The organism is Natronosalvus halobius, assembly GCF_024138145.1.
Classification (GTDB): Archaea; Halobacteriota; Halobacteria; order Halobacteriales; family Natrialbaceae; genus Natronosalvus; species Natronosalvus halobius.
In genome coordinates, this window is sequence record NZ_CP099997.1 from 2,273,955 (window position 1) to 2,288,322 (window position 14,368).

Genomic DNA, 14,368 nt, shown 5'->3' on the forward strand with positions numbered 1-14,368 from the left:
CTTCTTCCGATGGCGTCGTCTGTGTAGTGCTGATGATACGGCCAGGAACTGAGGACACGAATTCGAAGTCCGATGCGGGCGATCGAGGGGGTCTAGAAGCGGAGTCGTCGACGACAGGAGCCGTCGAGACGCCAGCGTCCACTGTCGGTCCGGATCACCGAAAATCGACCGCCGAGGACGCCCCGCTCACCTTTACGTTCGATCCGATGGAGGAAACGCCAGCGCAGGCGATCATCGACGCCGTCGCCGCTGCCAATGGCTGTGATCCGCTCTCGCTCCCGCCGCTCTTCGATGCGATCGATCCCGACGCACTGAACGGACTCGTGTCTCAACCACGGTCCGGGCCAGCACGACGATCCTGGGCGCTCTCCTTCGAGTACGGCGGCTGGCTCGTTACCGTCGACGCCGACCACCAGATCGTCCTCGAGCCGTAGGACCTCTGACGACTGCTGGCTGACCTGACCCCTACCCGGCTGAGATCGTGTCGATCGACGGTACTCGAGGAGTGAGTAGTCGAACCACCCACTCGAGGAGGCAGCCAGCGTGAACCTGCTGCCTCGCCGTTTTTGCCCCTCCGCGGTGTCCACCCAGACATGGCAGACGTACCCGACATCGAGACCGTCGAGACCGAAGACGACTACATTCACGTCCAGTTTCGCGACCCCGAGCAGTTCGACGAGATTCGCACGCCCGACTGGGCGCAGAACCCGGCGGAGTCGGTCTCGGAGGGCGCGGAGGTCAGGACCGGCAACACGGAGGGCGACGACGACTGGAAGGTCCAGAGCGTCCTGATCAAAAAGTCGGTCGGCGAGGAGAAAGCGAGAGAGCAGGCGAAAGTCATCGTCGAGAAGATTCAATCCTGAGAATCGCTCGAGCGTGTAGGCGGTCGGCGTTCGAGCTTTCGAACTCCCGATCGTTCGAGCGCCTCGAGACGCGGAATTCGAGAACGGTACGCCCGCATAACGCCCCACTGGTTTCGGCCCAGCGGAGGACGCCAAGGACGTGGCTTCAGGCAACGTTCCGCTCGGCGAGCGCCTCACCACGGTCGAACCGGCCGCTGTCGAGCGTCGATACGTCCACGAGAGTCGCCTCGCCGTCGAGCACGATCTCCGCGACGACCTGCCCCGTTGCAGGGGCGTGCTGGAAGCCGTGCCCCGAGAAGCCCGCGGCGGTCACGAATCCAGAGATCGTCTCCTCGAGGATCGGATGGTGGTCCGGCGTCACCGCGTACAATCCCGCCCAGCCTCGTCTGATCCGGGTTTCCGGGCCGAAGTACTCGGCGTAGTCGGCCGCGTGCTCGACGGCGCGGGCCGCCCACTCGATGTCCATTCCCTCGTCGAAGTGGCCAGGGTCGACCTCCGGATCGTCGTCCTCGGGAAAGTGGCCACCGACGAGGGCGATTCCCTCGCGTTCGGGGCGAAAGTACGATCCCGTCTCCAGGTCGATGGTCAGCGGGATCGATTCCGGCATCGGCGGCGTCGGATCGACGACCGCGACCTGTCGCCGTCGTGGCGAGATGGGCAATTCAATGTCAGCCAGTTCGGCGAGTGCGCCCGCCCACGCCCCGGCGGCGTTGACCACGTAGTCCACCTCGCGTCGTTCGCGACCGTCGGTTCCTTGCACGTCGACGCCCACGACTCGACCGTCATCCAGGCGAACGTCCGTGACGGCCGTCCCCGTTCGTATCTCGACGCCCAGTTCCCGGGCCGCCGCCGCGTACCCCTGTACGGCGAGGTTCGGATCCGCCACGCCGTCGTCGGGATTGAACGTCGCGCCGACGAACGGCTCGGGGTCCAGGCCGGGGCAGTGGTCGGTCGCCTCCGTCGGCGAAAGGTACTCGCTCTCCGCCCCGAGACGCCGTTGCATGCGGACGTTCTCGCGAAACTCGTCGGCCGTAGGCTCGGTGCGGGCGAGAAACAGGTAGCCGTTCTTCCGGAGTCCGATGTCGACGCCGAAGGTCTCCTCGAACGCGTTCCAGACGCGCTTGCTGGCGAGCGAGAGTTCGACGTTGACCGCCGTCGAGAACTGCGACCGAATTCCGCCGGCCGCACGGGCGGTACTGCCGGTTCCGAGCGATCCGCGCTCGTAGAGCGTCACGGACGCGCCACGCTCGGCTAGATAGTGTGCCGACGCGAGTCCGACGATGCCCCCACCGACGACGACTACGTTCATGCCCCTCCATCGGCCCCGGGAGGCATAATCGTTCGCCGACTCGAGGCACCCGCCGATTCGGATGGCCCCTAACCAAAAGCTAAGTCCGAAGACGGCGATGGCCGCCCATGGTACTCGTACTCTCCGAGGCGGCAGTCCAGGAGACCCTCGACCTCGCCGACCTCGTCGACGTGGTCGGGGACGCGCTCGTCAAACAGGCCGCAGGGGACGTCGAACGACCCGACCGGCCGCACTTTCCCGTCGGCTCGGGGCTCGAGGGAGACGAGCCGCTGGGAACCGGGATCGCGATGCCCGCCTACGTCCACGGCGACGACCAGTACGCGACGAAACTCGTCGGCGTCCACGAGGGGAACGCAGACCGCGGGCTGCCGACGATTCACGCACAGATCGTCCTCACGGACGCCCGAACCGGCGTTCCCGAGGCGTTCGTGGGCGGGACGACCATCACGAACGCCCGAACGGGCTGTCTCGGTGCGCTCGCGGTCCGCGAACTCGCCCCCGACGCGATCACGCTCGGCGTCATCGGCGCGGGCGCCCAGGCTCGCTGGCAGACCCGGGCCATCGAGACGGTCGCCACGCTCCAGGACGTGCGCATCTACTCGCCGAGTTCGTCGCGGGACGCCTGTGCCGCCGACCTGAGCGACGAGGGGGTTCCGGCTCGAGCGGTCGACACCCCGGCGGCCGCCGTCGACGGGGCCGACGTGGTCGTGACTGCGACGACCGCTACCGCGCCGGTGTTCCCGGCCGGCGCGCTCGAGCCGGGGGCGCTCGTCGTCGCCGTCGGCGCGTTCACCGCCGAGATGCAGGAGGTCGAATCGGCCGTTCTCGAGGACGCTGGCGTGGTGTTCGCCGACGTCCCGTCCGAGGTCGCCGAGACGGGCGACATCCTCGCCACCAGCCTGGACGACGAGGCCCTCCTCCCCCTGGGCGAACTGGTCGCCGACGGCTACGAGCGTCGATCCCCGGACGAGGTGGTCGTCGTCGACAGCGTCGGCTCCGCGACGCTGGATGCGGCCGCGGGGGCGACCGTCTACCGGCGGGCGCTGGAGCGCGACGCCGGGACGGAGGTTTCGCTGTAGCGAGTCTCGTTTCGTCGAACCGCACTCTTTGCGTTGGCCCGACGAGCGAGGGGGTGGAGTGACTGTCTCCAGGAATCGTTTCTCGAGCGAGCCGCTCACTACCCACCGAGGAACTGCCGCCGGACATCGGGATCGTTCAACAGCACCTCGCCCTCGTCGACGTACCGGTTCTCCCCCTGGGCGAGGACGTAACCGCGATCACAGCGACGCAACGCGGTCGTCGCGTTCTGTTCGACGATGAGGATCGTCACGCCGCGGTCGTTGATCGCGTCGATGTGATCGAACATCTCGCCGACGAGGTCCGGAGCGAGCCCTGCAGACGGCTCGTCGAGCAACAGCAAGGGCGGGTCGGGGATCAGCGCCCGCGCCATCGCGAGCATCTGTTGCTGACCGCCCGAGAGGTTGCCCGCCCGCTGGTCGAGGCGCTCCTCCAGGATCGGGAACTGCTCGAGGACCGCCGCCAGCCGGTCGTCCGGAAGGTCACCCAGCAGGTACGCGCCGATGCGGAGGTTTTCCTCGACCGTCAACGACGGGAAGACGTTCTCGGTCTGGGGAACGTAGCCGACGCCCCGGTCGATGATCGCCTGTGGCTCCAGTCCGGCGACGTTCTCGTCGTCGAATCGAATCTCGCCGCCCATGTGCGTCGCCAGTCCCACGACAGCCTTCATCGCGGTTGATTTCCCCGCACCGTTGGGGCCGACGATCGCGACGTACTCGCCGTCGTCGACGTGGAGGTTCACCCCGTACAGCACCTGTAGCTCGCCATAACCAGCGTCCAGGTCGGTGAGTTCGAGTAAACTCATCGCCCACCCCGTCGCGGTTCGCGTTCGGGCCTCCGTTCAGAGACGTGCTCGTGAAGTGTGTTCATTGTCCTGTTCTCACCCACCCAGGTACGCCTCGATGACGTCCTCGTGTTCCATGATCTCTGCCGGCGTCCCGGTCGCGAGGACCTGTCCGTCCGCGAGGACGACCAGGCGGTCGACCAGTTCGGTCAGCGTCTCCAGTTCGTGCTCGATGATGAGCAGCGTGAGACCGTCCTCGTTGAGCGCCTCGATGTGCGCGACGATCTCGTTCGTCAGCGACGGATTGACGCCGGCGAACGGCTCGTCGAGCATGAGCATCTTCGGGTCGAGCATCAGCGACCGGGCGAGTTCGAGGAGTTTTCGCTGACCCCCGGAGAGGGTGCCCGCGTACTCGTCGACCATCGTCTCCAGATCGAACACCTCGAGGAGTTCGAGCGCCCGGCTTCGGGCTTCGGCTTCGCGCCGTGTGCTCGCTCCCGTCCGTCCAACGGCGTGCCAGGCTCGCTCGCCGGGGTGATCGGGCGCCGGGAGGAGCACGTTCTCCTGGACGGTCAACGTCTCCAGTTCGCGGGTCCGCTGGAAGGTTCGGACGAGTCCCTGTCGTGCGAGGGCGTGGGGCGGGAGCGTCGTGACGTCCTCCCCGTCGAACGTCACGGTTCCGGCGTCGCTCTCGATGACGCTCGAGATGCAGTTGAACGTGGTCGTCTTCCCGGCGCCGTTCGGGCCGATCATACCGACGATTTCGCCCGCTTCGACCTCGAAGGAGACGCCGTCGACGGCGAGGAGGCTACCGAACGACCGGCGAAGGTCCTCGACAGTGAGCAACGTCACGACTCCACCCCCAGCCTGTCGGCGTCCCCCCAGAGTCCCTCCGGGCGGTACCTGATGATGAACATCAACAGGAGTCCGACGAACATCAGCCGGATCGAGGCGAACTGGTCCTGGGTAATGAACGGAATCGCGTCGTTGAAGAATCGGGTGATCAGCTGAAAGCCCATGATAATCGCGAGCCCACCGATGACGCCGCGGTCGTTGCCCGCCCCGCCGATGAGCATCCCGACCCAGACGATGACGGTCACGTCGATGGTGAAAAAGCCCTCCGCGGCAGCGCCGTTGTAGAAGACCAGTAGCGCCCCCGCCAGTCCCGCGATGGCGGCACCGTAGACGAACACGGCGACCTTGTACCGGAACACGCGCTTGCCGAGCGTCTCGGTCACCTGGTCGTCGGCGCGAATCGCGCGGAGGACTCGCCCGTACGGCGAGCCCGACAGACGACGGAAGACGCCGTAGAAGAACAACGCGAGCGCCGCGAAGATGAGGATCGTTGACACCAGCGCCGCGCCACCGCCAGCGTCGGTTGTCCCGGCGATCGGCCGCGGAACGCTGGTGAGGCCGACCGTTCCGCCGGTTACGTCGCGGAACGCGACGATCAACCCGTGGACGATTTCGGCGACGGCCAGCGTGACGATGGCGAGAAAGTCGTCGCGAAGCCTGAGCGTCGAGACGCCGATCAGGATGCCGAGCGCGGCCGCCGCGAGGACGGCGGCGACCACTCCGACCGGCCACGGGAATCCGAGCCCGACGGCCTGGTACGGATCGTTCGCGGTCAGGATCGCCGCGGTGTAGCCGCCGACCGCGAAGAAAGCGACCGGGCCGAAGTTGACCAGCCCGGTGTGGCCGAACTGGAGGTTCAACCCGACCAGGATCATCGCGTACAGGAAGAAGAGAACGCCGACTTCGAAGAAGACGAACGAACCGCCCGGCGGCTGGACGAAGAGCGGACTCAGCAAGAACAGCACCGAGAGCACAAGCAACGCGAATCCAGCGTGGACTGCGTCGATCGGTAGATTCTCGAGGCGGGTCGTCGGGGCGCTCACGACGTCCGCACCTCCGCGTTGACGAGGCCGCCAGGACGAACGAGCAGGACGACGATGAGGACGACGAACGCCATGGTCGCGTTGAGTTCCGTCAGCCCGGACGGGAGAAACGCGACGGAGACGGTGATGCCGATACCCAGCAGGTACGATCCGACGATGGCCCCGTAGGGACTGCCCGCGCCGCCCAGGATGGCGGCGGTGATGATCAACAGGAGCTGGCCGAAGCCCACGTTGGGATTGGCCGACTGCGAGACGGCGAGCATGACGCCCGCGACACCCGCTAGCCCGGAGGCTGCGATCCAGACCGCGTTTCTGATTCGACGGGTGTCGATCCCGGAGACCAGCGCGAGGTCCTCGTTGTCCGAGGTCGCGCGCATCGCGATTCCGAGCATCGTCCGGCTGAGAAAGACGTGGAGGACGACGACGGCGACGAGCGTCACGCCGATGATGAACAGCTGTTGACTCGTGACGAAGAAGCCCCAGTCGTCGAAGCGGTACGTCGTGACGTCCCGGGGAATGGTCCGACGGTCCGCCCCCGCGATCACCCGGAACCCGTTACGCAAAACCAGGCCCAGACCGATAGACATCAACAGCAACGGGACGGCGCCCGCCTCGTTCATAGGTTCGAACGTGACGCGGGCGATGACCCAGCCGACGACCGCCGTGATCGCCAGGGCGACGGCGACGGCCATCGGGATCGAGAGACCGCCAAACACGACGGCGAGATAGCCGACGAAGGCGCCGACCGTGATGAACTCGCCGTGAGCGAAGTTTATCATGTTGACGAGGCCGTACACCAGCGTAAATCCGATCGCGCCGAGGGCGATGTACGAACCGATAACCAGACCGAAGATGATCTCCTGTGCGAGTGGAATTTCCATAGATAGTTCTACGACTCGTCAGTACTCGTCGATCTCGTCCTGCAGTTCGTCGCCGCTGATAGTGAACTCCGTCTCGAAGCCGTCCGGCGTCACTCGCTCGACGACCACGTCGCCCCAGACGTTCCCGTGTTCGGTGAAATCGCAGTCCGTGACGGCACCCTCGTAGTTGATTTCGTCGCCGTTGTCGAGCGCGTCCTTTCCCTCGGCGAACGTCGTGACGGTCGTTCCGTCGGGGCGAGAAACCGCACCGATGCTCCGCTGAATAGCCTCGTGAGACGTCTCGCCGGCGTGGTGGATCGCCAGCGCGATGATGTTCGTCGCGTCGTAGGCCGCGACCGCCCAGGGGTGAAGCCCCTCGTCGCTCACCTCTTCGTAACTCGAGAGGAACTGGTCGTAGTTCGGCCCCTCCGTACTGCCGGCGGCGATCCAGGCGCCGTCCGCCTGTTCGCCGACTTCGTCGATCAGGGAGTCGTCCCGGAGGCCGTCTTCCATCAGCAACTGTCCGCCGTAGCCGCCGTCCTCCCAGTTGCGGAGAATCGTGATCGCGTCCTCCAGGGCGAACGAGAGCGCCCATGCGTCGAAGTCGTTGCTGAACAGTTCGTTCAACTGGCTCTGATACGACGACTGCCCCTCGGACGCCGAGATAACCTCGACGATTTCGCCGCCGAGTTCCTCGTACCAGCTGGTGAACTGCCGCGTCCAGCCCTCTTCGCCGGCGCTCGTGGCGCTGAGGATTGCCATTCGCTCTACGCCGGCCTCGTCGATCATCGCCTCCGCAGCGCCCGCCGTGTGGACCGTGTCGCCGATGACGGTTCGCCAGAGCCACTCGTCGTCGTCCGTCTCGTCGGTTCCCTTGTCCCCGCCTCTGGTGTCGAGATACGTCGACCCCGGCCACGGCGTGATTATCGGGACCTCCTGTTCCTGGATGAACTCCCAGAGCGGTTCGATCTCGCTGGAATACAGGCCGTTGATGGCGGCCACGCCGTCGCTATCGATGAACTGCCTCAGTACTTCGCGAGCCTGTTGCGGGTCGACCGTGGTGTCCTGGCGGTTGACCTCGAACTCGGCATCGAGCGGCCCACCAGCGTCGTTGATCTGCTGTACCGCCAGGTCCGTCGCGTCGGAGGCGGCCGGTTGCAGGAAGTCCCACGTGCCAGTCAACGACCCTGGCTGTCCCACCACGACGGTGTCGGGCGTCTCACCGTTACCATTGCCGCCATTGCCGCCGTTGCCGCCGTTGCCGCCGTTGCCGCCGTTACCTCCGTTTCCGTCGTCTTCGGTCCCGATACAGCCGGCGAGGCCGACCGTCGTCAGTGCGCCCGTTCCAGTGATCGCCAGAAAGGTTCGGCGATCGGTCCCGACCGTCTCCTTGCGTGACATTCTTTCACAACCCTCTCTGGTGCGTATCGATACCAGGCAAGCATAAAAGTATTGCTCAGGTCGATTCGCCCGACAGGACAACGACTGCAGTCACCTGCATCGACGCGACCGCCCTTCGTCCAGGTCGGCCGCCGACGGCGAGACCCGATCCAGGAGGACGGAACAATGGCAGTCAGCGGTGAATGGTCGGTTCTCGAGTGTCTGTCAAACGTGACTGGTTCACCCCCCCCCCCTCCCCCGAGCGGGCCCGAGGCGCCCGGGTCGTCCGCTTCGTTCGCCCTCCAGGACGGAGCTCACGATCCCGAGTTGAGTCTCCAACCGTTCAGCCGCGTTCAGCGACGCCGATCGACAGCGAGGAGGTCGAACGCGGGAAGAACGGGAGGCCGGCTCAGATTCGAACCACGGTCGTGTCGAAGCCGTTCCCTTATAGGCGCTTTCACCTACCCTGTAGAAGAGAACATAATCCCCACTACTCATCTGTCCGAACGTCTGTGTATTCTGCTCTCCACCCGCAACTCCCCAACCCTGTGCTGAAGCAGGAACCTCCGATTGCCGTTCTGACCACTTTGAAAGATCCACAGGAGACTGCACAGGGGAGTGAAAATCATCGCCGTAGTTCACTTCCCCAGCATCGATATCGTCTCGTTCCGATGAAAGGCCAGGCCCATCGGCACCAGCAACGTTCACTACAGAAACCATACAAATGATTACTTGATAACCTTCAAGAAACTCTCCAAGTACTCTTCAACCTCCTCGCGGTGATCTTCTACACCATACAATTCGTACACAGCACTATTCAGGTTCTCTTCTGCATTGCTGATTGTAGACTCCAAATCCTCGATATCTTCTGTGAGACCTGCCTGTTCCTCACGGAACTCGTCGAGATCCGATGGCAACGACAGATCCCGCAACTGTCCACCAGAGACATACTCATCACCGAATTCCTTTAGGAAGTCTGTGAGATCGCTCGCAGTTTCCTCATCTTCTAGCTCAACCCGATAGTACCGATTCAGTTTGACCTCGGTACCGTCCTGCTCAATATTGTAGGACTTGAGGCTGTACCGGTCATGACTGTCTACGACTGATTTAACAAACGTCCGGAATGGCACCGTGTCCCCCCGCTCCTCAAAGGTTTCCATCAGCGTGGCCCGGTCGTATCGAATAGCCTGAATGTCACGCTTTGCCGTGTGTAGATCCTCTGAGTACCCACTAACCCGATCACGCTCATCGTCGTTAGAGACGTAAATCGGCAGATGAGTCATATGGGATGTTCGGCATTCAATCGCGGGTGCGTGCCGGAAGGACAGATGCTCGTAGTAGGCCTTGTAGTAGAAATCCAGAAGCTCACTGTTCAGTAGCCCACAAATGTAGTACGGGTCGTTGATTGAGCCCTGTGCAGTGAACTGCCCAAGCGTGTTGTTCGACCCCCCGTTGAGGAGGATGAAGTACGCACGCTTGTTGTAGTACCGAACCCTATCGGACGGATCATCGACAGCGAACGTGAGTTCCGGCGCAGCAGCACGGTACGCGATTCTCGTCTTGTTCTGGAATACGTCGAGTTTGGATTCCGAGATGTTTGTATCGATAGTATGGTCGTCTAAGTCTGATTCCATCGTATCGATATCGACGTACTCGTTGACGTCCGGCTGTTCGTCACCGAGGTAGAACTTGTTCAAGTTCGATCCGGTGATTACGGGGACGCCATTGCTTTTGTTGGTCAGGTACTCACGGTAATAGCGTGGTTCTTCACCGCGACTTGGCGGGCCACCCCGACCGCCGCCATCCTCCAGTGTCGGGCAAATATTCTTGAGAGGAACACAGTCGTCTGTGTCCTCCATTTCCTGAACTACATCCCACAGGTCGTCCGTGATCTGGTAGTTCAGCTTCAGCACGTCAGCCCAGTCGCTCCAGTTCTCAGTGAAACGGTTTTGGGCTACTGTGTACGTGTCGTACGTATCTTCGTTCGTAACGTCGGGGTACTCATCGCTTTCAAAGTTATCCTCAAAATCGTAATCCGACGGTTCGTCACGCCACTCGATTATTTCTGATGCGACGTAATCAAGCGCGTGCCCCCACTCGTTGGTTTCCTTGCTTCCCTTCGGGTAGATCTTCGCGACCTGCGTTTCGTTTTCTTCGCGCTCCTGCTCGTACTCGTCGCCACTCCGCTTTGTTAGGACAATCAAGATCGGGAAGACGTTGACGTCTATCCCGAAGATTTTGCAGCGGGTGAGGTCACCGACGAAATCGATCGTCGCGTTGTCCAGCATGAACTGCATCGCATCTTCAGACGCGTCGGTAACAAGCAGTTTGTTCGAGATAACGAACGCTAGTCGCCCCCCATCGTCAAGCCATTCGAGGGCCTGTTCGATGAAGGCTAGGAAGATGTCGCTTTGTTCGTCACCAAAGGTATCGTGGAGCGAATCATATTCCTCACTAACTCTCGGGTCTTGGTTGTGCGTGCGTACGTAAGGTGGATTCCCGAATACCCACTCGTAGTCGTCTTCTTTCGCTTCGATGATGTTGTCCAGGTTCTCTGGGTCGTTTTCTCTGGCTCGATAGAACCGATCTTTGTCTACCTGCCCGGTTTCCTTCACCGTAAGCAGGGAATCGGTCTCATAGGTGCTAAACGACGGCATTTCAAGATGAGTATTACCCCCACTTCCACTGTATCGTTCCTGAAGCACCCGAATCAGGAGATTGCTTTGGGCGAGCTGAACTGCAAAGGGGTCAATGTCGAACCCACGCAGTTTCTCATTAATCACTCCAATCGCTTCCAGGAAGTCATCATCTCGAGTAAAGTCGTAGCCACTGTCCTTCAGCGACCCAATTACCCTACTCATCGCCTCCAACACGAACGTCCCACTACCGCAGGCCGGGTCAAGCACTTTGTCCCCGGCTCGAGCAATGTTGGACTCTTGGGTAGTGAAACCGGAGTAGTCCATCAAGAAGTGGACCGCCTGCGGCGGTGTGTAGAACGCACCGAGGCGTTTCCGTTTCTCGCTGTCCAAACACTGCTGGTACATCTCTCCGAAGATGTCACGGTCGATATCCCGGAAGTTGAAGTTGTCAAATCGTCGAAGAACGGTCTTGAGAACGTCCTCTTCGTAATGGTACCAGTCATGCGGTGTGTCTCGCCGGAAGAGCGGCGAGTAAACTTCCTCTGCTTGGCGAGACGCTGTCGTGAGTGGTTCTGTATACTTGTTGTTCCGCAGTTGCACTTTCTCGTCGAAGAACTTGATGAAGCCATCAGAGATGACCTGGCCGATTATACCCAGGTCTTCGAAGGTGCGAATGAGGAGTAAGCGGTTGTAGAGGACGTTGAGAGTCTGGAGTTGGAACGTCTCTCGAATCTCCTCTTTATCCGATTTACTTGCGCTTTCGTAGTCCTTGCCGGTCAATACAAGCCATTCCTGCCACTTGTCGTGCCAATCTCGGGAGTGTACGTACTCCGACTTTAGTTCTGAGACGTCATTTCGGAAGCCGATGAGTTCCTCACGGAATTCACCCGCTCTATCGATCCATTTTCCCTCGTTGAGGTTGCTTGAAGAAGCTGCTCCGTCGAGATGGTCTTCGTAGTCGAACTGTAAGTCCTCTGCGAGTGTGTCGATCGTATCTCGGTAGGGTTCCCAGTCGATGTAGTCGCGATATTCTTCTCTAAGTTTCTCGCGTTTCTCATCGATGTCATCGAGTTCTTCCTCGAATTCCTCGTACTGGTTTTGGTAGGCAGTAAATCGCCGTTGGATAGAAGGGAACAAATCTTCATTGAGCGCCGCGCGCGACGCCTTTATGAATTCTTGGAAGATCCCATCGTTACTGATATTACGCTCACTGGGGTGATCGTTCCATTCACCACTATACGTTTGCATGATGCGGGTTTCGAGTTGTGCAGCAGTACGTTCGACACTATCACTGTTGGTGTTCTGGTAAACCTCGAGGAGATCAAGTTCGAGTTCAGAAGCGGGAGAGTCGTATTCGTTGCTGAAGAAGATGTACCGTCCATCGGTTGCCAGAATGTATTTGAGTTTGAGTTGGTCGTTGTAGATGCGGGCCTCTTCGATAGCCTGCTCGATTTTGTATCGAGGGTTGTCCTCACTCCGGTCTTCGTCCCAGGGTTTCTTTAGCTCACCAACGATTCGAGTGATACCATCTTTGTCGCTCCAGACGAAGTCTGGCCGATCACCCGACTCGATAATTTCTTCATAGTCTGCATGCTCTAACCCGAGTTCCTTTAGGATCGGGACGCCATAGTTCTTGGCTGCGGTTTCCTCACCAAAGTTGGGATCTTCAACGACTTCGTCAAAATCGTCAGGTAAGTGTTCAGAGATAGATTCCGAAAGTTCACTCATGACTTGTTCCTTCCACCAGACCAGTATCATACTTTCCCTGTCGCCCTATCATCGGCTAGTTCGCTGGCTCTGGTTCCATGTCCGGATACGTGTATCAGTGTTCAAGCATTCGGGTTTCGTACTCGTTACGCCGGTCGACAATATTGGTGACAGTTCCGGTACTGCCAGCAACATCGACGTCTGCAACAACCTCCAGCCGTTGTCGGCTCGACGGAAAACGTATAACTGCTTTGACCACTCCACAGCACTGCAAATAGAATTAAAACCAACCGTGGGCGCGATAGCAGTGCGAAACCCGTCGACATCTGGGCGGTTACAGGCGGCACCAGAGTGCGGGAAACCGAAAGTGGGCCGGCTCAGATTCGAACCACGGTCGCGGCGAAGCCGCTCCCTGATTCGAATCTGCGCGGCTGCATTTCTCTACCTCACGGACGACTCGCTCCGCTCGTCGTCGTTGTTCGGTGGGAGAAATGGGCCGGCTCAGATTCGAACTGAGGTTACGGCCACCCGAAGGCCGAAGGATACCAAGCTACCCCACCGGCCCGCAATCGAGTCGAGGCCCGCCGACAGTTTAACGCTTGCGAATGGGTCCGGTTCAGGAGACTCGCGCCCCGAGCGTCTCACAGATCGCGGCCAGCTGGCGACGGGTCTCCGCCAGCGAGCCGGAATTGTCTACCCGGTGGTGAGGTTCCGCTGGTGGCTCGAACTCCGACTCCAGGAGCTCGTAAACGGCGAAGTCGGCGTCGCTCTCGTCACCCTCGCGTTCCGCGATACGCGTGCGAACGACGGACGTGTCACACTCGACGCGAACGAGTTCGAACCGGGCGTCGGCGTCGTCGGCGACCGCTCGCGCCCGTTCGCGGAGAGGTTCCCGGCGGAAGGTCCCATCGACGACGGCGACGCCGTCGCGCTCGAGCGCCCTGGACGCGCGGGCGAGCGTCGCCTCGTAGGTCGTCTGCGTCTCCGTCTCGGTGTATTCCGGGTTGGGGAACCGATCCTTGCGCACGACGTCGGTGCGGACGAGGTCCGCCTCAAGTCGCTCCGTGAGGTCTGACGCGACGGTCGTTTTTCCGGTGCCGGGGAGCCCGCAGACGACGACGAGACGCTTCCGTTCGGACATTTCGGGTTCGGTGAGTGAATGGGACGGAGGGGGTTTGGCCTTTGCGCTTCGATACGGGCCCAGAGGCGTCCCGTTCACGACGACTCGCAATGGCCCTCAGATCCGCTCGTAGCCCTCGGTGTCGAGGTAGTGGTGCACGACGGTGATCGCCTGGTCGGCGTGGAGCAGCGTCGGTCCGAGTCGGAGTCGTTGGTCGGCCGCCTCGGCCAGCAGGTCGGCCTCCTCCTCGGTGAAATCGTGATGATCCGAGAGGACGAATGTGGGGTCGGCGAGCGATTGTAGATCGGCGTCAACGACAGGATCACCGTCCTCGTGGAGTTGAATCACCGGGCCGTCCCCGGCGACTGCGTCGAGCGTCTCGGCGAACCCGCGTCGGTAGAGTTCGACCCCGGGGCTCGGCTCGGCGGGCAGCGCACCGATGGCCCCCTCGCGGTGGTCGAGGGCAGTCCGGACCAGCGCAGCCGTACTTCGCTCGTCGGGGTTGAGGTTCCGGAGGTCACTCCCGTCGAAGGTGATCGTGTAGGTGTCCTGGACGACGAGGTGGACCCGGACGTCGGTGCGGATGCCGTGTGAGGTGACGAACGCGGCGGTAATCGATCGACAGAGGGCATCGAGTCGGCCGGCGCCGCCGGCGAGGTCGTCGAGCGAGAAGTCGGCGTCGGTGGGGACGTCGTGGGCGATGAGGACGAACTGGCGCATACGGATACTCG

Annotated in this window: 12 protein-coding genes and 1 tRNA gene; 3 read left to right on the top strand and 10 right to left on the bottom strand. The window is 61.7% G+C overall.

Going from position 1 to position 14,368, the window contains the following annotated elements; genetic code table 11:
* Positions 1-32: 32 nt before the first annotated feature.
* Entirely contained in the window at positions 33-434 is a 402-nt protein-coding gene (locus NGM15_RS11190) for a HalOD1 output domain-containing protein (protein WP_253430800.1), read from the top strand.
* A 159-nt stretch (positions 435-593) separates the two neighbouring features.
* Positions 594-863, top strand: coding sequence for a hypothetical protein (locus tag NGM15_RS11195; RefSeq protein ID WP_253430801.1), 270 nt, complete (start codon positions 594-596; stop codon positions 861-863).
* A 145-nt stretch (positions 864-1,008) separates the two neighbouring features.
* On the opposite strand, the gene NGM15_RS11200 is transcribed toward NGM15_RS11195, so the two are convergent.
* The gene (locus NGM15_RS11200; protein WP_253430803.1) at positions 1,009-2,172 is read right to left on the bottom strand and encodes an NAD(P)/FAD-dependent oxidoreductase; all 1,164 of its coding nucleotides are present in this window, start codon (positions 2,170-2,172) and stop codon (positions 1,009-1,011) included.
* 107 nt (positions 2,173-2,279) lie between these two features.
* Here NGM15_RS11200 and NGM15_RS11205 point away from each other — a divergent pair, with 107 nt between their 5' ends.
* The gene (locus tag NGM15_RS11205) at positions 2,280-3,251 is read left to right on the top strand and encodes an ornithine cyclodeaminase family protein (protein WP_253430805.1); all 972 of its coding nucleotides are present in this window, start codon (positions 2,280-2,282) and stop codon (positions 3,249-3,251) included.
* 98 nt (positions 3,252-3,349) lie between these two features.
* On the opposite strand, the gene NGM15_RS11210 is transcribed toward NGM15_RS11205, so the two are convergent.
* The 9 genes from NGM15_RS11210 to trmY form a co-directional block, all read right to left on the bottom strand.
* Positions 3,350-4,054 (bottom strand): ABC transporter ATP-binding protein, encoded by a 705-nt coding sequence (locus tag NGM15_RS11210; protein WP_253430807.1) that lies wholly within the window; start codon positions 4,052-4,054, stop codon positions 3,350-3,352.
* Between the two features lie 75 nt (positions 4,055-4,129).
* Positions 4,130-4,885 (bottom strand): ABC transporter ATP-binding protein, encoded by a 756-nt coding sequence (locus tag NGM15_RS11215; RefSeq protein WP_253430809.1) that lies wholly within the window; start codon positions 4,883-4,885, stop codon positions 4,130-4,132.
* Positions 4,882-5,931: a branched-chain amino acid ABC transporter permease gene (locus NGM15_RS11220; RefSeq protein WP_253430812.1), complete on the bottom strand. Its 1,050-nt coding sequence runs from the start codon at positions 5,929-5,931 to the stop codon at positions 4,882-4,884. Before NGM15_RS11220 ends, NGM15_RS11215 begins: the two co-directional genes overlap by 4 nt.
* Positions 5,928-6,812 carry a branched-chain amino acid ABC transporter permease gene (locus NGM15_RS11225; RefSeq protein ID WP_253430815.1) on the bottom strand — a complete coding sequence of 295 codons (885 nt, stop codon included), beginning with the start codon at positions 6,810-6,812 and terminating at the stop codon, positions 5,928-5,930. The genes NGM15_RS11220 and NGM15_RS11225 overlap by 4 nt, the downstream gene beginning before the upstream one ends.
* 18 nt (positions 6,813-6,830) lie before the next feature.
* Positions 6,831-8,192, bottom strand: a complete 1,362-nt coding sequence (locus tag NGM15_RS11230; protein ID WP_253430818.1) for an ABC transporter substrate-binding protein — start codon at positions 8,190-8,192, stop codon at positions 6,831-6,833.
* Positions 8,193-8,899: 707 nt separating this feature from the next.
* On the bottom strand, positions 8,900-12,538 hold the full coding sequence (locus NGM15_RS11235; protein WP_253430821.1) for an N-6 DNA methylase family protein: 3,639 nt from the start codon (positions 12,536-12,538) through the stop codon (positions 8,900-8,902).
* Between the two features lie 471 nt (positions 12,539-13,009).
* Positions 13,010-13,082, bottom strand: a tRNA-Pro gene (locus NGM15_RS11240).
* Between the two features lie 51 nt (positions 13,083-13,133).
* Positions 13,134-13,658 (bottom strand): P-loop nucleotide/nucleoside kinase family protein, encoded by a 525-nt coding sequence (locus NGM15_RS11245; RefSeq protein ID WP_253430824.1) that lies wholly within the window; start codon positions 13,656-13,658, stop codon positions 13,134-13,136.
* Between the two features lie 96 nt (positions 13,659-13,754).
* Positions 13,755-14,357, bottom strand: coding sequence for a tRNA (pseudouridine(54)-N(1))-methyltransferase TrmY (gene trmY / locus NGM15_RS11250; protein ID WP_253430827.1), 603 nt, complete (start codon positions 14,355-14,357; stop codon positions 13,755-13,757).
* Between the last annotated feature and the right edge of the window lie 11 nt (positions 14,358-14,368).